17 protein-coding genes are annotated in these 19686 nt (G+C 69.7%); 5 read left to right on the top strand and 12 right to left on the bottom strand.

Annotation, left to right across the window (positions count from 1 at the left end; genetic code table 11):
• Positions 1 to 24 precede the first annotated feature (24 nt).
• The 3 genes from HL658_RS14330 to HL658_RS14340 all read left to right on the top strand — a co-directional run bounded on the left by HL658_RS14330 (position 25) and on the right by HL658_RS14340 (position 4142).
• On the top strand, positions 25 to 1056 hold the full coding sequence (locus tag HL658_RS14330; RefSeq protein ID WP_180282774.1) for a TRAP transporter substrate-binding protein: 1032 nt from the start codon (positions 25 to 27) through the stop codon (positions 1054 to 1056).
• Between the two features lie 65 nt (positions 1057 to 1121).
• Entirely contained in the window at positions 1122 to 2903 is a 1782-nt protein-coding gene (locus HL658_RS14335) for an IlvD/Edd family dehydratase (RefSeq protein ID WP_180282775.1), read from the top strand.
• A gap of 57 nt (positions 2904 to 2960) precedes the next feature.
• A complete protein-coding gene (locus HL658_RS14340; protein WP_180282776.1) occupies positions 2961 to 4142 on the top strand; it encodes a fumarylacetoacetate hydrolase family protein in 1182 nt (393 codons plus the stop codon).
• A 10-nt stretch (positions 4143 to 4152) separates the two neighbouring features.
• Here HL658_RS14340 and HL658_RS14345 read toward each other — a convergent pair whose 3' ends face one another.
• Entirely contained in the window at positions 4153 to 5064 is a 912-nt protein-coding gene (locus tag HL658_RS14345; protein WP_180282777.1) for a LysR family transcriptional regulator, read from the bottom strand.
• A gap of 141 nt (positions 5065 to 5205) precedes the next feature.
• Here HL658_RS14345 and HL658_RS14350 point away from each other — a divergent pair, with 141 nt between their 5' ends.
• Together HL658_RS14350 and HL658_RS14355 are read left to right on the top strand one after the other, a co-directional pair.
• Positions 5206 to 6186 (top strand): MBL fold metallo-hydrolase, encoded by a 981-nt coding sequence (locus tag HL658_RS14350; protein ID WP_180282778.1) that lies wholly within the window; start codon positions 5206 to 5208, stop codon positions 6184 to 6186.
• A gap of 50 nt (positions 6187 to 6236) precedes the next feature.
• Positions 6237 to 6893, top strand: coding sequence for a pyridoxamine 5'-phosphate oxidase family protein (locus HL658_RS14355; RefSeq protein WP_180282779.1), 657 nt, complete (start codon positions 6237 to 6239; stop codon positions 6891 to 6893).
• A gap of 21 nt (positions 6894 to 6914) precedes the next feature.
• On the opposite strand, the gene mmsB is transcribed toward HL658_RS14355, so the two are convergent.
• The 11 genes from mmsB to HL658_RS14410 form a co-directional block, all read right to left on the bottom strand.
• Entirely contained in the window at positions 6915 to 8108 is a 1194-nt protein-coding gene (gene mmsB / locus HL658_RS14360) for a multiple monosaccharide ABC transporter permease (protein WP_180282780.1), read from the bottom strand.
• On the bottom strand, positions 8105 to 9652 hold the full coding sequence (mmsA, locus tag HL658_RS14365; protein ID WP_180282781.1) for a multiple monosaccharide ABC transporter ATP-binding protein: 1548 nt from the start codon (positions 9650 to 9652) through the stop codon (positions 8105 to 8107). Before mmsA ends, mmsB begins: the two co-directional genes overlap by 4 nt.
• A gap of 68 nt (positions 9653 to 9720) precedes the next feature.
• Positions 9721 to 10782 carry a multiple monosaccharide ABC transporter substrate-binding protein gene (gene chvE, locus HL658_RS14370; RefSeq protein ID WP_180282782.1) on the bottom strand — a complete coding sequence of 354 codons (1062 nt, stop codon included), beginning with the start codon at positions 10780 to 10782 and terminating at the stop codon, positions 9721 to 9723.
• A 61-nt stretch (positions 10783 to 10843) separates the two neighbouring features.
• Positions 10844 to 11737 (bottom strand): SMP-30/gluconolactonase/LRE family protein, encoded by an 894-nt coding sequence (locus HL658_RS14375; protein WP_211109736.1) that lies wholly within the window; start codon positions 11735 to 11737, stop codon positions 10844 to 10846.
• Positions 11724 to 13517 carry an IlvD/Edd family dehydratase gene (locus HL658_RS14380; protein ID WP_211109737.1) on the bottom strand — a complete coding sequence of 598 codons (1794 nt, stop codon included), beginning with the start codon at positions 13515 to 13517 and terminating at the stop codon, positions 11724 to 11726. The genes HL658_RS14375 and HL658_RS14380 overlap by 14 nt, the downstream gene beginning before the upstream one ends.
• Positions 13518 to 13519: 2 nt before the next feature.
• Positions 13520 to 14467: a Gfo/Idh/MocA family protein gene (locus HL658_RS14385; protein WP_246337605.1), complete on the bottom strand. Its 948-nt coding sequence runs from the start codon at positions 14465 to 14467 to the stop codon at positions 13520 to 13522.
• On the bottom strand, positions 14464 to 15384 hold the full coding sequence (locus HL658_RS14390; protein ID WP_180282784.1) for a dihydrodipicolinate synthase family protein: 921 nt from the start codon (positions 15382 to 15384) through the stop codon (positions 14464 to 14466). Before HL658_RS14390 ends, HL658_RS14385 begins: the two co-directional genes overlap by 4 nt.
• A 14-nt stretch (positions 15385 to 15398) precedes the next feature.
• Positions 15399 to 16121 carry a FadR/GntR family transcriptional regulator gene (locus HL658_RS14395; protein WP_180282785.1) on the bottom strand — a complete coding sequence of 241 codons (723 nt, stop codon included), beginning with the start codon at positions 16119 to 16121 and terminating at the stop codon, positions 15399 to 15401.
• Entirely contained in the window at positions 16118 to 17104 is a 987-nt protein-coding gene (yjfF, locus tag HL658_RS14400; protein ID WP_180282786.1) for a galactofuranose ABC transporter, permease protein YjfF, read from the bottom strand. The genes HL658_RS14395 and yjfF overlap by 4 nt, the downstream gene beginning before the upstream one ends.
• Positions 17101 to 18096, bottom strand: a complete 996-nt coding sequence (locus tag HL658_RS14405) for an ABC transporter permease (RefSeq protein ID WP_180282787.1) — start codon at positions 18094 to 18096, stop codon at positions 17101 to 17103. Before HL658_RS14405 ends, yjfF begins: the two co-directional genes overlap by 4 nt.
• A gap of 8 nt (positions 18097 to 18104) precedes the next feature.
• Complete coding sequence (locus HL658_RS14410; RefSeq protein ID WP_180282788.1) at positions 18105 to 19643, bottom strand: sugar ABC transporter ATP-binding protein; 1539 nt, start codon at positions 19641 to 19643, stop codon at positions 18105 to 18107.
• Between the last annotated feature and the right edge of the window lie 43 nt (positions 19644 to 19686).

Below are 19686 nucleotides of genomic sequence, written 5' to 3' on the forward strand. Positions count from 1 at the left end.
AACCTGCTTCGAAGCGGAGGAAACATGTTCGAGACTGCGAAAAGCCTTCTCCTGGCCGCCGGCCTGTGTGTCGTCGGCACCACCGGACTGTTCACCGTCGGCTCCGCCGCCCAGGCGGCCGACATCGGCAACCGCAACATCCGGTTCGGCTATGGCCTGAACGAGGACAGCGTGCAGGGCCGCGCCACCGCCTTCTTCGCCGAGGAGGTGAAGAAGCTCAGCGGCGGCAAGATGAAGGTGTCCGGCTTCGGCGCTTCCACGCTGGGATCCGACATGCAGATGCAGACCGCGCTTGTCGGCGGTGTGCAGGAGATGATGGTCGGCTCGACCGCCACCCTGGTCGGCACCGTCAAGGAATTCGGCGTCTTCGACTTCCCCTTCCTGTTCAACAACGAGAAGGAAGCCGACGCCGTGCTCGACGGCCCGTTCGGCACCAAGCTGCTGAACAAGCTGGAGGACAAGGGCCTCGTGGCGCTCGTCTATTGGGAGAACGGCTTCCGCAACCTGACCAACAAGCGCCGTCCGGTCGAGAAGGTCGAGGATCTGTCCGGCATCAAGCTGCGCGTCATGCAGAACCAGGTGGCGCTGGAGGTGTTCAAGTCGCTGGGCACCAACGCCGTGCCGATGCCCTTCTCCGAGCTGTTCTCGGCGCTGGAGACCGGCGTGGTCGACGGCCAGGAGAACCCGGTCGCCACCATCCAGAGCTCGAAGTTCTACGAGGTCCAGCCCTACCTGACCCTGACCAAGCACGTCTACAGCCCGTGGGTGGTCATGGCGTCGAAGAAGTGGTGGGACAAGCTGACCAACGACGAGAAGGACGTGATCCGCAAGGCCGCCATCGCGTCGCGCGACTTCGAGCGCAAGGACAACCGCGCCGGCTCCGAAGCGTCCATGGAGGCCCTGAAGAAGGCCGGCATGAAGATCAACGCCGTTTCCGACGCCGAGCTGGACCGCATGCGGGCCAAGGTGCAACCGGTCATCGACCATTTCTCCAAGGAATACGGCGAGGAGCTGACCAAGGAGCTGATGGCCGAGATCAAGAAGGCACGCGGCTGACCCGCGTCAACGACCCGGTGCGGGCGTGATGCCCGCACCTTTCATCGCTTCCCCAAGGACCGGTCATGTCCACGAAGATTCGGCGTCTGCGCAGTCAACAGTGGTTCGACGACGTGTCGGACCCCGGCATGACCGCGCTCTACATCGAGCGTTACCTCAATTACGGGCTGACCCGGCAGGAGCTGCAATCCGGCCGGCCGATCATCGGCATTGCCCAGACTGGCAGCGACCTCGCCCCCTGCAACCGCCACCACATCGACTTGGCGGTGCGCGTCAAGGAGGGCATCCGCGACGCCGGCGGCGTGCCGCTGGAGTTCCCCGTCCACCCTATCCAGGAAACCGGCAAGCGCCCCACGGCGGCGCTCGACCGCAACCTCGCCTATCTGTCGCTGGTCGAGGTGCTGTACGGCTACCCGCTCGACGGCGTGGTGCTGACCACCGGCTGCGACAAGACCACGCCGGCCTGCCTGATGGCGGCGGCGACGGTGAACATCCCGGCCATCGTGCTGTCTGGCGGCCCGATGCTCGACGGCTACTGGCGTGGCAAGCTGGCGGGGTCCGGCACCGCGATCTGGGAGGCGCGCCGGCTGCACGCGGCGGGCGAGGCCGACTACGACGAATTCATGGACATGGTCACGGCGTCGGCGCCGTCGATCGGTCATTGCAACACCATGGGCACGGCGCTGTCGATGAACAGCCTGGCCGAAGCCTTGGGCATGTCGCTGCCCGGCTGCGCGGCGATCCCCGCCCCCTACCGCGAGCGCGGCCAGATGGCGCATGCGACCGGTCGGCGCATCGTCGGCATGGTCGAGGAGAATCTGCGACCGAGCGACGTGATGACCAAGGCGGCCTTCGAGAACGCCATCCTCATCGCGTCGGCGATCGGCGCTTCCAGCAACTGCCCCCCGCACCTCATCGCCATCGCCCGCCATATGGGTGTCGACCTGTCGCTCGACGACTGGCAGCGGGTCGGCCGCGACGTGCCGCTGCTGGTCAACTGCCAGCCGGCCGGCGAGTATCTGGGGGAGGCGTTCTACCGGGCCGGCGGCATTCCGGCCGTGCTCGCCGAACTTCACCGGGCCGGGCTGCTGCGCGGCGAGGCGATCACCGTCAGCGGCGCCACCATGGCCGGGACGCTGGCGAAGGCACCCACCCCCGACCGTCGGGTGATCCGCAGCGTGGACGATCCGCTGATGGCGTCGGCGGGCTTCATCGTGATGTCGGGCAACCTGTTCGACGCGGCGGTCATGAAGACCTCGGTCATCGACCCCGACTTCCGCGAGCGCTACCTGTCGACGCCGGGTGCGGAGAATGTGATGGAGCTGCGCGCCATCGTCTTCGAAGGACCGGAAGACTACCACGCCCGCATCAACGACCCGGCGCTGGACATCGACGACCGCTGCATGCTGGTGATCCGCGGCTGCGGCCCGGTGGGCTATCCGGGATCCGCGGAGGTGGTCAACATGCTGCCCCCGGACGCCCTGGTGCGGGCGGGGGTGGATCAGCTTCCGACCATGGGCGATGGCCGCCAGAGCGGTACTTCGGCCAGCCCGTCGATCCTGAACATCTCGCCGGAGGCGGCGGTCGGCGGCAATCTGGCGCTGTTGCGCACCGGCGACCGGCTGCGCGTCGACCTGAACGCAGGCCGCGTCGACCTGCTGGTCGAGGATGGCGAGCTGGAGCGGCGCCGCGCCGCCCACACCCCGCCGGAGCTGCGCAACCAGACGCCGTGGCAGGAGATCTACCGCGCCAGCGTCGGCCAGCTCTCCACCGGCGGCTGCCTGGAGCCGGCGACCGCCTATCTCGACATCGTCGTGCGGCGCGGCGCGCCGCGCCATTCCCACTGATCCCGCGGCCGGCCCCGCGCCGGCCGGCCCATCCATCGAACCTGGATTCCGTGTGCGATGACAACCCTCCCTCTCTCCTCCCGGCTGCCGGAAGACGCGGCGCGCGCCGTCCTTCTGGGCCGCGCCTGGAACCCGCGGGTCGGCGGACCCGCCGTGGTCACCGTGCGTGACGGCGTCGTCTACGACATCACCTCGGCGCAAGCGCCCACCGTGCGGGACGTCTGCGAGATGGACGACCCAGCCGCCTGGGTCCGGGACGCGGCGGGCGAGGCGCTGGGGTCCTTCGCGGATCTCGCCGCGAACGCCGACGAGGCCGCGCGCGATCCCGGCAAGCCCTGGCTGCTGGCGCCGATCGACCTCCAGGCGGTCAAGGCGTCCGGCGTCACCTTCGTGGTCAGCCTGCTGGAGCGGGTGATCGAGGAGCAGGCCAAGGGCGCGCCGGAGAAGGCCGCGGAGATCCGCGGCGAGATCGGCCGGCTGATCGGCGACGACCTCTCCAACCTCAAGCCGGGATCGCCGGAGGCCATGGCGATCAAGGAACGGCTGATCGCGCGCGGCGTCTGGTCCCAGTATCTGGAGGTCGGCATCGGCCCGGACGCGGAGATCTTCACCAAGGCACAGCCGATGTCGTCGGTGGGCACGGGGGCGCGCATCGGCATCCACCCGATCTCCACCTGGAACAACCCCGAGCCGGAGGTGGCGTTGGCGGTCAACAGCCGGGGCACGGTGGTCGGCGCCACGCTCGGCAACGACGTGAACCTGCGGGATGTGGAGGGGCGCTCAGCCCTGCTGCTCGGCAAGGCCAAGGACAACAACGCCAGCTGCTCCGTCGGCCCCTTCCTGCGGCTGTTCGACGGCACCTTCACGCTCGACGACGTCCGCAAGGCCGAGGTGGCGCTGCGGGTCGAGGGGCCCGAGGGCTATGTGCTGGACGGGGGCAGCTCGATCAGCCAGATCAGCCGGGATCCGGCCGATCTGGTGGCCGCGACCATCAACGCCAACCACCAGTATCCGGACGGCTTCGTCCTCTTCCTGGGGACGATGTACGCGCCGGTCGAGGACCGCGACGAGCCGGGCGGCGGCTTCACCCACAAGATCGGAGATGTGGTGACCATCTCCACCGCGACGCTCGGCGCCCTGTCCAACCGGGTCCACCATTCGCAGGATTGCGCGCCCTGGACCTTCGGCACGTCGCACCTGATGCGCAATCTGGCGGCGCGCGGCCTGCTGGGGGCATAGCTTCCGGCGCTCACCCTTCCGCGGCGAGCCCGGCCAGCCGGGCCCGCAGGCGCGGCACGGCCCAGTCCATGAAGCAGCGGACCTTCAGCGGCAGCAGTTCGGCCTCCTGGTAGAGGAGGTTGACCGGCAGCGGTTCCGGCGCGAAGTCCGGCAGCAACTCCCGCAGCCGGCCCGACCGCACCTCGTCCGCCACCTGGTAGGACAGGACGCGGATGATGCCGACATCCGCCAGGGCCGCCTGGATGGCCGCCTCCGTCGTGTTGACGGCCATCCTCGCGCGCGGTTCGACGGCGAAGGCGGCGCTGTCCCGCCGGTAGCGCCATTCCGGGGCGTTGGCGAAGCCCTGGAAGCTGATGCCGTCATGCTCGGCCAGATCCTCCGGCCGCTGGGGCACGCCGCGCCGGGCGAGATAGGCGGGGCTGGCGCAGATGATCCGCCGCACGGCGCCGACCCGCGTGGCGATCAGCGCGCTGTCCGCCAGATGCCCGATGCGTAGGGCGACATCGATGTGCTCCTCCGCCAGACTGATCTGCCGGTCGGCCAGCATGAGCCGCAGATTGATTTCCGGCTGCTCCGCCAGGAAACCGAGCGCCACGGGCAGGAGATGGCGTTGACCGAAGGCGACCGGTGCGGTGACATGCAAGGCGCCACGCGGTGCGGTGCGTTCGCCGGCGGCCTCGCGCTCGGCATCCTCCACCTGCTTGAGGATCATCCGGGAGGCGGCGACATAGGCCCGCCCCGCATCGGTCAAAGCCAGTCCGCGGCTGGTGCGGACGACCAGCCGCGTGCCCAGATGCTGTTCGAGCTCTGCCACCTTGCGGCTGACCGTCGCCAGCGGGGACCGCAACCGCCGCGCGCCGGCCGAAAGACTGCCGGCCTCGACGACGGCCAGCAGCACCGACATTGCCTCGAACCGGTCCATCCCGCCTTCCGCAATTCGAGAGGATGACTCCCAGAACCGCAGAATACTGGCACGGGTACGAATGTCCTAGCTTTACCCGGCGACGGGGGGGACCGGTTGGAAGCGGTCTCCCGGCCCGTCGGTGACCGGATGGAGGACGTCATGACTGATTTGTCCCGCCGTGCCTTTGCGGGCGGTGTTTCCCTCGGCATCATCGGGGGCGGCCTGATGCCGCTCCTCGGCCCGGCCGCAAGCGCCGCCGCGGCCGCGACGGCCGCTGCCACCCCGGCTCGCGTGACGCCGCTGGCGCAGATCCGGATCGGGCGCTTCACCGTGACCGCGCTCACGGACGGCTATGCCGACATGCCCTACAATTTCTTCCCCGGCCGCACGGCCGCCCAGGTCGAGCAGGCCGCGAAGACGCAGCACACGGCGCGGCCGAGCGGTGTGCGCTTCGTGTTCAACCAGTATCTGATCGAGGACGGCGAACGCCGCGTCCTGCTCGACACCGGGCCGGCCGGCTCCATCGGCCAAACGGGGGCGCTGCCGCAGGCGTTCACAGCACTCGGCCTGCGCCGCGACCAGATCGACGCGGTGATCGTCACCCACATGCACCAGGACCACATGGGCGGTCTGGTGATCGGCGGGCAGAACAACTACCCCAACGCCGAGCTCTACATCGACCGCCGCGACGTCACCCACTGGACCGACCCGGCCAAGCGCGCGGGAGCGCCCGACTACCTCCAGACCAGCTTCCGCATGTCGTCGGAGGTGGTCCGCCTCTATCCCCGGCTGCAGGCGATCGACGGGGAACGCGAGATCGTTCGCGGCATCTCCATCGTCGACCTGACCGGCCATACGCCCGGCCACATCGGCGTGCGGATCGAGGATGCCGGCCAGAGCCTCATCATGGTGTCGGACATGCTCTTCCCGGTGGTGCATCCGGCCGCCACCGACGTCGGCTTCCTGTTCGAACAGGACCCGGCGGCGGCGAAGGCCATGCGCGACCGCTTCCTGCCGGCCGCCGCGTCGGAGGGCGCGCTGATCGCGGCGACCCATATGCCCTTCCCGGGGCTGGGCCGCATCGTGTCCGACCGGGGGCAGTTGCGCTGGCAGGTCGCGGACTGGGCGATGCAGACCTGAACCGAACCGGCTGCCATGCCGGGTCCTGAACACGAGGAGCATGCACCATCATGCGTCACGGATACCTCGACATCGCGACGACCCCCTCGGTGATGGCGGCGCGCGAGCGGTATGGCAGCGCGGCCCGTTGGACACAGGCGCAGGAACCGCCGGCACCGGATGAGAGCGTCCGGAACCTGCGGCTCGGCGCGCCCGAACAGGCCTTCATCGGCGAGCGGGACGGCTTCTATCTGGCCAGCGTCTCGGAGACCGGCTGGCCCTATGTCCAGTATCGCGGCGGGCCGGCCGGCTTTCTGCGGGTGATCGACGACCGCACGCTCGGCTTCGCCGATTTCCGCGGCAACCGGCAGTACATCACGACCGGCAATGTCCAGGCGAACGACCGCGTGTCGCTGTTCCTGATGGACTACGCGCACCGGCACCGCCTGAAGATCTTCGGCCGCATGCGGGTGGTCGATCCGGTCGATGATCCGGCCTTGAAGGAACGGCTCGCGGTGCCCGGCTATGCGGGGCACATCGAACGCATTGTCCTGATCACGGTCGAGGCGTTCGACTGGAACTGCCCGCAGCACATCACGCCGCGCTTCACCGAGGGCGAACTGGCGGCCGCGCTGGAGCCGGTGCGGGCCGAGATGGACGGGCTGCGCCAGGAAAACGAGCGCCTGCGCCGCGCCCTGATGACCGGCGGGCCGGCGGGGACCCCCTGACCGGCCGCCGCCCTGCCCTCCTCAAGTCCGCCGCTGGTTGTAGACGTCGAGGCAGACGGCGCCCAGAAGCACGAGGCCCTTGATGACCTGCTGGTAGTCGATGCCGATGCCGAGGATCGACATGCCGTTGTTCATCACGCCCATGATCAGGGCGCCGATCACCGCACCGCCGACCTTGCCGACGCCGCCATAGGCCGAGGCGCCGCCGATGAAGCAGGCGGCGATGACGTCCAGCTCGAAGCCCAGCCCCGCCTTCGGCGTCGCGGTGTTGAGCCGGGCCGCGAAGACCAGTCCGGCGAGGGCCGCCAGCACACCCATGTTGACGAAGGTGAGGAAGGTCAGCCGCTCCGCCTTGATGCCGGAAAGCCGCGCCGCCTTGGCGTTGCCGCCCACCGCGTAGATCTGCCGGCCGACCACCGTACGCGCGGTGACGAAGGCGTACAGCGCGATCAGCGCCGTCATGATGACCAGCACGTTGGGCAGCCCGCGGTGCGACGCGATGAGATACGCGAAGTACACGACGACGGCGAACACCAGCAGGTTCTTGCCCAGAAAGAAGCCGTAGGGCTCGGTCTCCACGCCATGGCTTTCCCGAAGCGCGCGCGCGCGGTGGTTGAGGTACACCAGGGCAAGCGCCAGCAGCGCGCCGATGGCCAGCGAGGTGGGGTAGAGCCCTTCGAACCCCGGCAGCAGTTCCGGGATGAAGCCGGACGACAGCTTCTGGAAGGTCGGCGGGAACGGCCCCACCGACTGCCCCTGGAGCAGCGCCAGCGCCAGCCCCTTGAACACCAGCATGCCGGCCAGCGTGACGATGAAGGACGGGATGCGGAAATAGGCCACCCAGTAACCTTGCGCCGCCCCGATCAGGCCGCCGACGGCCAGGCAGATCAGCGCCGCCGGGACGAAGTGCAGCCCCATGCGCACCATCAGCACCGCCGCCACCGCCCCGATGAAACCGGCGACCGACCCCACCGACAGGTCGATGTGCCCGGTGACGATCACCAGCAGCATGCCCAGTGCCATGATGACGATGTAGCTGTTCTGCAGCACCAGATTGGTCAGGTTCAGCGGCCGCAGCAGCGTGCCGTCGGTGGCAACCTGGAAGAAGATCATGATGGCGAACAGCGACAGCAGCATGCCGTATTCGCGCAGGCTGCTCTTGAGAAGGCCGGCGTGCTGCCGCGTCTCGGGCAGGGGAAGGGTCTTGTCGCTCATGGCCGTCGCTCCTCCTTGCGCATGATGGCGCGCATGATCCTTTCCTGGGTGGCCTCGGCGGCGGGGAAATCGGCCACGAACACGCCATCGTGCATCACGCAGATGCGGTCGCAGATGCCGAGCAGTTCCGGCATCTCGGAGGAGATGACGATCACCCCCTTCCCGGCGTCGGCCAGCTCCTGGATGATGCAGTAAATCTCATACTTGGCCCCGACGTCGATGCCGCGCGTCGGCTCGTCGAGGATCAGCACCTTGGGGTCGGTGAACAGCCACTTGGACAGCACGACCTTCTGCTGGTTGCCGCCCGACAGCAGGCCGACCGGCTGGTAGACGCTGGCGCAGCGGATGCGCATGCGCCCGCGGTAGCCGCTGGCGACCTTCAGCTCCTTCATGTCGTCGATGACGCTGTTGGACGAGACGCCGCGCAGGTTGGCGAGCGTCACGTTGGCCCGCACGTCCTCCTCCAGCAACAGGCCGAGCTGCTTGCGATCCTCGGTGACGTAGGCGAGACCGGCGTCGATGGCGCGGCGGACGGTGGACAGATCCGCCGGGCGGCCTTCCAGCCGCACCTCGCCGCTGATCCTCCGCCCCCAGGAGCGGCCGAACAGGCTCATGGCGAATTCCGTGCGCCCGGCCCCCATCAACCCGGCGATGCCGACGATCTCGCCACGGCGCACCCGGAAATCCACGTTCCGGATCACCGGACGGTCGGCGTGTTCCGGGTGGTGCACCGACCAGCCCGACACCTCGAGGATGGTGTCGCCCATAGTGGCCCCGGCGGTTGGATTGCGCTTGGGGTAGCGGTGCTCCATGTCGCGGTTGACCATGCTGGTGATGATCCGGTCCTCCTCGACCGGCCCGGCGCGGCAGTCCAGCCGGTCCACCGTGCGGCCGTCGCGCAGCACGGTGATGCGGTCGGCGATCCGGCTCACCTCGTTCAGCTTGTGGGTGATGAGGATCGAGGCGATGCCCTGGGCGCGGAACTCGGCCAGCAGATCCAGCAGGGCGGCGCTGTCCTTCTCGTTCAGGCTGGCGGTCGGCTCGTCCAGGATCAGCAGGCGGACGTCCTTGGCGAGCGCCTTGGCGATCTCGACAAGCTGCTGCTTGCCGACGCCGAGGTCGGTGACCAGCGTGTCGGGCGCCTCGTCCAGCCCGACCTTGGCGAGCAGGGACTTGGTGCGCCGGTGCACCTCCCCGCGGTCGATCACCCCCCGGCGCGCCGGCGGGTTGGCGATGAAGATGTTCTCGGCGATGGACAGGAGCGGGATCAGCGCCAGCTCCTGGTGGATGATGACGATGCCCAGAGCCTCCGAATCCACGATGTCGCGGAAGCGCCGCTCCTGCCCGTCGAAGACGATGGCCCCCTCGTAGCTCCCGTGCGGATAGACGCCGCTCAGCACCTTCATCAGGGTCGATTTGCCGGCGCCGTTCTCCCCCACCAGCGCGTGGATCTCCCCGCGCTCGACGGTGAAGCTGACGTCCGCCAGCGCCTTCACGCCCGTGAAGCTCTTGCTGATGCCGCGCATTTCCAGAATGGCGTTCATTCCGGTCGGCCCCTCTCCGGCGATCCGCCGCGGCCGGCACCCGCACCGGCCGGCCGCGGCGGCTGGATTCAGTTGATCTGGCTCTTCTTGTAGTAGCCGCTGCCGATCAGCACCGATTCCCAGTTCGACTTGTCCACGACCACCGGCTTCAGCAGGTAGGAGGGGACAACCTTGACCCCGTTGTTGTAGGTCGTGGTGTCGTTGACCGGCACCGGCTTGCCGCTCATCATCGCATCGACCATGTCGGCCGCGACGCGGGCGAGTTCGCGGGTGTCCTTGAAGATCGTCGTGGACTGCTCGCCGGCGAGGATCGACTTGACCGAGGGGACCTCGGCGTCCTGGCCGCTGACCACCGGCATCTTCATGCCGCCGCTGCCGTAGCCTACGCCCTTGAGGGAGGACAGGATGCCGATCGACAGCCCGTCGTAGGGCGACAGCACGGCGTCGAGCTTGGCGTTGCTGTAATAGGCGCTCAGCAGATTGTCCATGCGGGCCTGCGCGGTGGCGCCGTCCCAGCGCAGGGTGGACACCTTGTCCATGCCCATCTGGCCGCTGCGCACCACCAGCTTGCCGCCGTCGATCAGCGGCTTCAGCACCGACATGGCGCCGTTGTAGAAGAAATAGGCGTTGTTGTCGTCGGGCGAGCCGCCGAACAGCTCGATGGTGAACGGCCCCTTGGCGTCCGGCAGCCCCAGCGCCTTGACGATGGATTCCGCCTGCTGCACCCCGACCTGGAAATTGTCGAAGGTGGCGTAGTAATCGACGTTGGGCGTGTCGCGGATCAGCCGGTCGTAGGCGATGACCTTGATCCCGCGCGAGGACGCCTGGCGCAGCACGTCGGACAGGGTGGTGCCGTCGATCGAGGCGATCACCAGCGCCTTCACCCCCTTGGTCACCATGTTCTCGATCTGCGAGAGCTGGTTGGGGATGTCGTCCTCGGCGTATTGCAGGTCGGCGGCGAAGCCGCGCTCCTTCAGCGCCTTGACCATGTTGTCGCCGTCGGCGATCCAGCGGGCCGAGGATTTGGTCGGCATGGCGATGCCGATGGTCCCCTTGTCCTGGGCCAGCGCGCTGCCGGCAAGGGCGGTGCCGACCAGGAATACGGAAAACAGCGTCTTGAGCGTGCGCATGGTTCTGCTCCCGATTTTCTTATGATGGCGTTGTGCTGTCGTTTTTGCCGGGTGGCCTGGGTCAGCCGTCGCCCAGGCGGACCCGCGGTTCCGGTCGGCCCCGGACGCCGGGGTCGAGAAGAAAGGTCAGGCCGTGCTGCGGGTCGGCCTCGCGCGCCGCCGCGTCCATGCCCTCGTAGGCGGAGGTGACCAGCAGGCGGCCGAAGTCGCGCCCGACAAAGACCGGGCAGCTCGCCTGGAGCGCCGGCACCGCCAGCGTCCGCACCCGGTCGCCCACCGGCGTGTAGGCATCGACGCAGGCCGCGCCCCAGCGGGCGCACCAGATCAGCCCCTCTGCGTCGACCACGGCGCCATCCAGGCCACCCGCACCGTCGTGTTGGTGGAGCGTCGCCGGCTCGCCCACCGGAAGCCCGGTGGACGGATCGACCGCCACCCGGAACAGCCGGTTCGTCGGCGAGTCCGTGAAATAGGCGGTGGCGCCGTCGGGCGCGAAACAGATGGCGTTGGGGATGGTGATCCGGTCGTAGAGGCGGTGCAGCACCCCGCCCTGCAAGGCGTGGATGGTGCCGGCCCCCGCCTCCGCCTGCCGCCCCATGGTGCCGATCCAGAATGTGCCGGAGGGATGGACCCGGGCATCGTTGGAGCGGGTGGCGGGGTTGTCGGCCTCCAGCGGAAGGAACAGGGTCAGGCGACCGCCGGCGACATCGCGCCGGTACAGCCCGTCCTCCGCCACCAGAAGCTGGCTCCCATCGTCCACATAGGCGAGCGCGCTCGCCATCACCGGCAGGGTGTGGACGACCACCCCGCCGGAGCCGAGCCGCGCCTCGAACAGGCGGCGCTCCAGGATGTCGAACCACCAGGCCGTGTCGCTCGCCGCGTCGTAGGCCGGCCCCTCCCCCAGGTGGCAGCGGTGCTCCCCGAGGACCGCCACCGGGACCCGCTCAATGGTTGTCACGGGGGATCCCCTTGGTCTGGGCGATGCGCCGGTAGCGCACCGCGGGCTCCAGAACCGCCCCGGTCTCGAGCTGTCCGACGAGGCTGCGCTGGATCTCCTGCCACGGGGTCTGGTGGTCGGGGTAGGGGTAGCCGCCTGCCGCCTCCAGCGCGTTGCGGCGCTCCGTCAGCTCCTCGTCAGGGACGAGCATGTCGACACGGCCCGCCCTCAGGTCGATGCGCACCCGGTCGCCGCTGCGCAGCAGGGCGAGCCCGCCTCCGGCCGCCGCCTCCGGCGAGGCGTTGAGGATCGAGGGCGAGCCGGAGGTGCCCGACTGCCGCCCGTCGCCGATGCAGGGCAGCGCCGCGATCCCCGCCTTCAGCAGATAGTCGGGTGCGCGCATGTTCACCACCTCGGCCGCGCCCGGATAGCCGATGGGGCCGGCCCCGCGCATGAACAGCACGCAGGTCTCGTCGATGGACAGCGCCGGGTCGTCGATGCGGGCGTGGTAGTCCTCCGGCCCGTCGAACACGACGGCGCGCCCCTCGAAGGCGTCCGGATCCTCCGGGTTGGACAGGTAGCGCGTGCGGAACTCCTCCGAGATCACGCTCGTCTTCATGATGGCGGAGTCGAAGAGGTTGCCACGCAGGACGCGGAAGCCGGCCCGCTCCTTCAGCGGCCGGCCGTAGGGGCGGATGACCGCCTCGTCCAGGATCGCCGCACCGCGGCAGTTGTCACCGATGCTGTGGCCGTTGACGGTCAGCGCGTCCTCGGCGATCAGCCCCTGACCCATCAACTGGTTCACCACCGCGGGAACGCCGCCGGCGCGGTAGTAATCCTCCCCCAGATACTCGCCGGCCGGCTGGAGGTTGACCAGAAGCGGCACCTCCTCGCCATGGGTCTGCCAGTCGTCCACCGTCAGCTCGACACCCATGTGGCGGGCCAGCGCGTTGAGATGGATGGGGGCGTTGGTCGAACCACCGATGGCGGAGTTGACCCGGATCGCGTTGAGGAAGGCCTCGCGGGTCAGGATGTCGGAGGGCTTCAGGTCCTCGTGCACCATCTCCACGATGCGCCGGCCGGTGCGGTAGGAGATCTCCTGCCGGTCGCGGTAGGGCGCGGGAATGGCCGCGGAACCCGGAAGCTGCATCCCCAGCGCCTCGGCCAGGGAGTTCATGGTGGTCGCCGTGCCCATGGTGTTGCAGTAGCCGGTCGACGGCGCCGACGACGCCACCAGCTTGAGGAAGCCGGCGTTGTCGATCTCGCCCGCCGCCAGCAGCTCGCGCGCCTTCCACACGATGGTGCCGGAGCCCGTGCGCTCGCCGCGGAACCAGCCGTTCAGCATCGGCCCCACCGACAGCGCGATGGCGGGGATGTTGACGGTGGCCGCCGCCATCAGGCAGGCGGGCGTGGTCTTGTCGCAGCCGATGGTCAGCACCACCCCGTCCAGCGGGTAGCCGTACAGCAGCTCCACCAGCCCGAGATAGGCGAGGTTGCGGTCGAGCCCGGCGGTCGGACGCTTGCCGGTCTCCTGGATCGGGTGGACCGGAAACTCGATGGCGATGCCGCCGGCCTCGCGGATGCCCTCGCGCACGCGGTGCGCCAGCTCCAGATGGTGGCGGTTGCAGGGCGACAGGTCGGACCCGGTCTGGGCGATGCCGATGATCGGCCGGCCCGATTGCAGCTCCTCCAGGCTCAGCCCGAAATTCATGTAGCGCTCCAGGTAGAGCGCCGTCATGTCGATGTTCGCGGCGTTGTCGAACCAGGCGCGCGAACGGAGCTTGCGGGGGGTGTCGGTCATCATCAGTCCTCGAAGGGTTCCACGCTGCGCCGCCGGCCGAGCAGGAACGCGTCGGCGACGAGCGACAGCGGCAGGGCGTCCACATCGGACGCACCGCGGGCGATCAGCCCGGCGAAATGGCGGTAGATCCCGGTGTATTCGGCGTCGGTCCCGTCCACCAGCGACCGGCCGTCATGGTCGAGCCGGGCGCCACCATGGGACAGGGTGAGCACCCCGTCGTCGGTCACCACCCGGATGTCCCAGCTCTGCGGCCCGGTCTGGCGGAAGTCGAACTCGGCGCGGATCGGCGTCCCGGCCTCGTCGGTGAAGTTCAGATCGGCGGCGATCGGGGCCTGACGGTTGGCGGGGAAGGACAGCTCCGCCGCGGTCAGGAACACCGGCCGCGGCAGGATGCGCGTCAGGATCGACAGGGCGTTGATGCCGGGGTCGAACACCCCAAGCCCGCCCGGCTCCCAGATCCAGCCCTGGCCGGGGTGCCAGACGCGCACATCCTCCTTCCAGGTGATGGTGACCGAGCGGACGGCGTGCTCCGCCAGGAAGGCGCGGGCCGGCTCCACCGCCGCGGCGAAGCGCGAATGCCAGGTGGCGAACAGCGTCCGGCCGCTGGCCGTGGCAGCGGCGGCCAGTGGGGCCAGCTCGCCCACCGTGGCGCCGGGCGGCTTTTCCAGCAGCACATGCTTGCCGGCGGCGAGCGCCGCGGCGGCCTGGGCGCGGCGCACCTGCGGCGGGGTGCAGAGCGCCACCGCCTCGACGTCCGGTGCGCCCTCCAGCAGCGCCTCGATGGTGGGGAAATGCGGCACGCCGTCCAGCGCGGCGTTGCGGCTGGCGACCGCCGCCACGGTGAAGCCGGGGGTGGCGGCGATGGCCGGCAGATGCTGGTCGCGCGCGATCTTCCCGAGGCCGACGATGGCGAGGCGGACCGGAGTCTTTTCGGCGGAAGTGTCCATCATCGGCCCCACCGGAGAACGAGGGGATCGAGCCGGCGCGCGATCTCGATCAGACCGGCGCGCGTCGCCGGGTGCAGCGGGGGAAGCGGGTGGCGCACCGTTTCGTGTGCGATCACCCCGCCCTCCTTCATCAGCGCCTTGCAGGCGGCCAGCCCGCACTGCCGGTTCTCGTAGTTGATCAGTGGCAGCCAGCGTTCATAGGCCGCCATGGCCTCCTCCCGCCGCCCGGCGAACCAGGGGTCGGTGATCTGGCGGATGCCGTCGGGATAACCGCCGCCGGTCATGGCACCGGTGGCCCCGGCGTCGAGATCGGCCATCAGGGTGATGGCCTCCTCCCCGTCCCACGGCCCCTCGATGGCGTCGCCGCCCAGCTCGATCAGCGTGCGCAGCTTGGCCGCGGCCTGCGGCACCTCGATCTTGAAATAGGCGAGGTTGGCGATCTCCCGCGCCATCCGGGCGAGGAAGGCGGCCGACATCGGCGTGCCGGCGACCGGCGCGTCCTGCACCATGATCGGGATGGAGATCGCGTCGGACACCGCCCGGTAGAAATCATAGATGGCCGCTTCCGGCACCCGGAAGGTGGCGCCGTGATAGGGCGGCATGATCATCACCATGGCGGCACCCGCGGCCTCCGCCTGCCGGCTGCGCTCGGCGCACACGGCGGTGGAGAAATGGGTGGTGGTGACGATCACAGGCACCCGGCCGGCGACATGGTCGAGCACGGTCGTCATCACCGCCTCGCGCTCGGCGTCGGTCAGCACGAACTGCTCGGAGAAGTTCGCCAGGATGCAGATCCCGTGCGAGCCGGCGTCGATCATGAAATCGACCGCGCGCTTCTGACCCTCCAGGTCGAGCGCGCCCTGCGCGTCGAAGACCGTGGGGGCGACCGGGAAAACGCCCTTGTAGGGCTGCAACGACATGCTTCGTCCTCTCCTCATCTGGCCGTGCCGTGGCGGCGCAGGCCGTTCATGATCACACCCGTCATCGCCGCCCCGGCGCGCCCGGCGTCGCCCGCCTCGATCGCATCGACGATGGCGGCGTGGGCGGTGATGGCGGTGCTGCGCGCGGTCTCCTCGACCGGGGCGCTGAGCAGGAAGGAGGCGCGCAGCGCCGCCTCGATCACCGCGCCCACCGAGCGCATGAACGGGTTTCCCGACGCGTTGGCGACGGCGATGTGCAGTTGCAGGTCGCCGTCCGCGAAACCCACCGAATCCGACGGCTCGCGCGCCATGCGGGCGACCGCGGCGCGCATCGCGGCGAGGTCGGCAACGCTGCGGCGGCCGGCGGCGAGTTCGGCGGCCCGCGGCTCGACCGCCAGCCGGATCTCGGCAAGGTCGCGCAGGAAGCGGCCGTCGATGCCGGCGTCCAGGTGCCACGCCAGCACGTCCGGGTCGAACATGTTCCACAGGCCGCGCTCGCGCACCACCGTGCCGACCTTGGCCTTGGTGCTGAGCAGCCCCTTGGCGACCAGCGTCTTCACCGCCTCGCGCAGCACGGGGCGTGAGACCCGGAAGAGCGCGGTCAGCTCCGCGTCGCCCGGCAGCTTGCAGCCCTCCGGGTAGCGGCCGGCGATGATGTCCACCCCGATGGAGCGCGCCACCTCCGCGTGGTTGGAGTGGGCGCGCCGGGTGGGGATGACGACGAGTTGGGATGTCATGCCGGTGCCACTCCCGCGGCCCGCCGGCGCGACCGTCGCCCGGCCAGACCGACCATCGATTGCTGGAACGCGATGAAGGCGAAGAGAAGGACGCCGGTCGCGATCTTGGTCCACCAGCTCGACAATGTCCCGTCGAAGGTGATGTAGGTGGCGATCAGCCCCTGGATCAGGACACCGATGAAGGTCCCGAACATGAACCCCTGCCCGCCCGTCAGCAGCGTTCCGCCGATCACCACCGCGGCGATGGTGTCCAGCTCCACGCCCGTGGCCGCCAGCGAATTGCCCGACGAGGTGTAGAGCGAGAAGACGATGCCCGACAGGCCGGCCAGAAGGCTGGACAGCGTGTAGATCAGGATCGTGGTGCGGCCGACCCGCACCCCCATCAGCGCCGTCGCCGTCCGGTTGCCGCCGAGCGCGTAGACGGTGGCTCCGAAGCGCGTGACGTGCAGCAGCAGCCCGCCGGCCACGAACACCGCCAGCATGATCATGGCGATGACGGTCAACCGCCCGCCGCCCGGCAGCCGGATCGCGGCGTCCGGCAGGTCCGTGTAGAGGGCCGCGTCGATCGGGATCGATTCCGTGGACAGCAGGAAGCTGGCGCCGCGCGCCAGGAACATCCCGGCGAGCGTGACGATGAAGGGCGGCATCTCCAGGTGATGAATGACAGCCCCCATCGCCGCCCCGAAGGCGGCGCAGACCACCAGCACCAGCGCGAAGGCGACCAGGGGCGGCAGCCCCGCCCGTTGGATGGCGAGCGCCAGGAACACCGTGGTGAAGCCGATCACCGAGCCGACCGACAGGTCGATCCCGCCGGAGATGATGACGAACGTCATCCCGACCGCGACGATGCCGAGAAAGGCGTTGTCGGTCAGCAGGTTGAACACCACCCGCGTGGACAGGAAGTTGGGGAACTGCAGGCAGCACAGCGCGAAGCCGATCAGGAACACCGCCGTGGTGACGAGGACGGGCAGCAGGCGGTTCATCGGCGCCTCCAAGAGCGACCCCATTGGCGGCTCGGCAGGATTCCGACCAGCGCCGGGGACTGGACCAGCAGGACCGCCAGCACCACGACGGCCTTGACGATCAGGTTGAACTCCGGCGGGAAGCCGGACAGCAGGATGCCGGTGTTCATGGCCTGGATGATCAGCGCCCCCAGGACCGCCAGCCCCAGGCTGAAGCGCCCGCCGAACAGAGACGCTCCGCCGATCACCACCGCCAGCACCGCGTCCAGCTCCAGCCACAGGCCGGCGTTGTTGGCGTCGGCGCCCCGGATGTCGGCCGCCGCCACGATGCCGGCCAGCGACGCGCACAGCCCGCACCAGATGTAGACGGCGAGCGTCATCGCCCGCGTGCCGACCCCGGCCAGCGCGCTGGCCCGCGCGTTGCCGCCGGTGGCCTCGATCATCAGGCCCAGCGCCGTGCCGCGCACCAGCGCCACGGTCAGCAGCAGCATGCCGAAGACGACGGCGACCGCCGCCGGCACGCCCAACACCGAGCCGCCGCCGAACCACGCCAGACCAGGATCGGAGAAGGTGACGATGCGGCCCTCGGTGATGAGCTGCGCGATGCCGCGCCCCGCCACCATCAGGATCAGGGTGGCGACGATCGGCTGGATGCCCAGCACCGCGACCAGCAGCCCGTTCCACAGGCCGCAGAGCAGGCCGGCGCCCAGCGCGGCGCCAAGCGCCACCGGCAGCGGGTGGCTGTCGGCGAGGCTGGCCGCGACGGCCCCGCAAATGGCCATGACGGCCCCGACCGACAGGTCGATGCCGCGAGTGGCGATCACCAGCGCCATGCCGATCGACAGCAGCGCCACCGGCGCCCCGCGGTTGAACACGTCCACCAGGCTGCCGAAGAGCCGGCCGTCCTGGAAGCGCGTGTCGAAGAATTGCGGCGACACCACCCAGTTGACCGCCAGGATGGCGAGGAAGGCCAGGATCTGCGGGGTGCCGGCGCGCGGCAGTCGGAGTGCCATGGCCGCCCTCATGCCGCGTGCCGCCCGGCGACGGCATCCGTGGCCGCGATCGCCGACAGGATGGCGGTCTCGCTGACCGCCTCCCCCTCCAGCGTCGCCACATGGGCGCGGTCGCGCAGCACGACCACGCGGTCGGCGTAGGCGACGATCTCGTCCAGCTCCGACGACACCACCAGCAGCGCCAGCCCGTCGGCGCAGAGCTGGCGAATGAGGCGGATGATCTCGGCGTGGGCGCCGACGTCGATGCCGCGGGTCGGCTCGTCGAGGATCAGCAGCTCCGGTTCGGTGGCGAGCCAGCGGGCGAGCAGCGCCTTCTGCTGGTTGCCGCCGGACAGCAGCCCGATGGGCCGTTCCGGGTCCGCCGGGCGGATGTCGAGCAGCCGGATGAAGCGCCCCGCGATCTCGTCCTGCCGGCGCCGCGACAGGGGCCGCAGGAAGCCGCGGCGGGCCTGGAGCGCCAGCACGATGTTCTCGCGCACCGTCAGCTCGGCGACGATCCCGTCGGTCTTGCGCTCCTCCGGGCAATAGCCGAAGCCGAGGCGGATGGCGTCGCGCGGCGAGCCCAGCCGCACCGGCCGACCGTTCACGCTGGCGCTGCCATGGTCCGCACGCTCCGCCCCGAACAGCAGGCGTGCCGTTTCCGTCCGGCCGGACCCGAGAAGGCCGGCGAGCCCGACCACCTCGCCCCGGTGAAGGGCGAGATCGAACGGCGCCACATAGGCCGCCTTGCCGAAGCCGGTGAAGCTGGCGTACGCAGCCGATCCGCCGTCCAGCGCCGCGTGCGATCGCTCGTGGGTGGCCTCCGACAGCTCGCGTCCCAGCATCATGGTCACGAGATCCAGGCGCGGCAGAGACGCTGTTTCCCGCTCACCCACCAGCCGGCCGTTGCGCAGCACGGTGATGCGGTCGCAGATCGTGTAGACCTGATCCAGGAAATGGGTGACGAAAACAATGCCGATGCCGCGCGACGCCAGCCGGCGCATCACGGCGAACAGCACCTCCACCTCGTGGGCATCCAGGCTGGCGGTGGGCTCGTCGAGGATCAGCACGCGGGCCGACAGATCGACCGCGCGGGCGATGGCGATGATGTGCTGCACCGCCACCGAATACTCCCCGAGCGGCGCCGCCACGTCGATGGCGAGGCCGAAATCCTTGAGAATCTCGCGCGCGCGCCGGCGCATGGCGCCGCCACGCACGATCCCGAAGCGCGTCGGCTCGCGCCCCAGGAAGAGGTTCTGCGCCACCGACAGGTTGGGCAGCAGGTTCACCTCCTGGTAGACGGTGGCGATGCCCGCCTCGGCCGCCTGCCCGGCGGTGCGCGGGGCGATGGCGCGGCCGTCCAAGGCGACCGTCCCGGCGTCGCGGGACAGGACGCCGGTGACCACCTTGATCAGGGTGGACTTGCCGGCGCCGTTCTCGCCGAGCAGCGCGTGGATTTCGCCGGCGCGCAGGGTGAAATCCACCCCGTCCAGCGCGCGCAGTCCGGCAAAGCTCTTGGTAAGCCCGCGCACCTCCAGCAGAGGGCGCTCAGGAAGCGTCGTCGGCATCGGGACTCCAGCTCCGGTCCACGGGGCCAAGCACGGTGACGGC

Source organism: Azospirillum oleiclasticum (assembly GCF_013423485.1).
Classification (GTDB): Bacteria; Pseudomonadota; Alphaproteobacteria; order Azospirillales; family Azospirillaceae; genus Azospirillum; species Azospirillum oleiclasticum.

What these genes read in the sequence shown, in the direction of transcription:
- HL658_RS14350 (WP_180282778.1), top strand. Translation starts at nt 5,206, where the DNA reads ATGACTGATTTGTCCCGCCGTGCCTTTGCGGGCGGTGTTTCCCTCGGC.
- yjfF (WP_180282786.1), bottom strand. Translation starts at nt 17,104, where the DNA reads ATGAACCGCCTGCTGCCCGTCCTCGTCACCACGGCGGTGTTCCTGATC.
- HL658_RS14405 (WP_180282787.1), bottom strand. Translation starts at nt 18,096, where the DNA reads ATGGCACTCCGACTGCCGCGCGCCGGCACCCCGCAGATCCTGGCCTTC.
- HL658_RS14335 (WP_180282775.1), top strand. Translation starts at nt 1,122, where the DNA reads ATGTCCACGAAGATTCGGCGTCTGCGCAGTCAACAGTGGTTCGACGAC.
- HL658_RS14410 (WP_180282788.1), bottom strand. Translation starts at nt 19,643, where the DNA reads ATGCCGACGACGCTTCCTGAGCGCCCTCTGCTGGAGGTGCGCGGGCTT.
- HL658_RS14395 (WP_180282785.1), bottom strand. Translation starts at nt 16,121, where the DNA reads ATGACATCCCAACTCGTCGTCATCCCCACCCGGCGCGCCCACTCCAAC.
- HL658_RS14385 (WP_246337605.1), bottom strand. Translation starts at nt 14,467, where the DNA reads ATGATGGACACTTCCGCCGAAAAGACTCCGGTCCGCCTCGCCATCGTC.
- chvE (WP_180282782.1), bottom strand. Translation starts at nt 10,782, where the DNA reads ATGCGCACGCTCAAGACGCTGTTTTCCGTATTCCTGGTCGGCACCGCC.
- HL658_RS14355 (WP_180282779.1), top strand. Translation starts at nt 6,237, where the DNA reads ATGCGTCACGGATACCTCGACATCGCGACGACCCCCTCGGTGATGGCG.
- HL658_RS14390 (WP_180282784.1), bottom strand. Translation starts at nt 15,384, where the DNA reads ATGTCGTTGCAGCCCTACAAGGGCGTTTTCCCGGTCGCCCCCACGGTC.
- mmsA (WP_180282781.1), bottom strand. Translation starts at nt 9,652, where the DNA reads ATGAACGCCATTCTGGAAATGCGCGGCATCAGCAAGAGCTTCACGGGC.
- HL658_RS14345 (WP_180282777.1), bottom strand. Translation starts at nt 5,064, where the DNA reads ATGGACCGGTTCGAGGCAATGTCGGTGCTGCTGGCCGTCGTCGAGGCC.
- HL658_RS14330 (WP_180282774.1), top strand. Translation starts at nt 25, where the DNA reads ATGTTCGAGACTGCGAAAAGCCTTCTCCTGGCCGCCGGCCTGTGTGTC.
- HL658_RS14380 (WP_211109737.1), bottom strand. Translation starts at nt 13,517, where the DNA reads ATGACCGACACCCCCCGCAAGCTCCGTTCGCGCGCCTGGTTCGACAAC.
- mmsB (WP_180282780.1), bottom strand. Translation starts at nt 8,108, where the DNA reads ATGAGCGACAAGACCCTTCCCCTGCCCGAGACGCGGCAGCACGCCGGC.
- HL658_RS14340 (WP_180282776.1), top strand. Translation starts at nt 2,961, where the DNA reads ATGACAACCCTCCCTCTCTCCTCCCGGCTGCCGGAAGACGCGGCGCGC.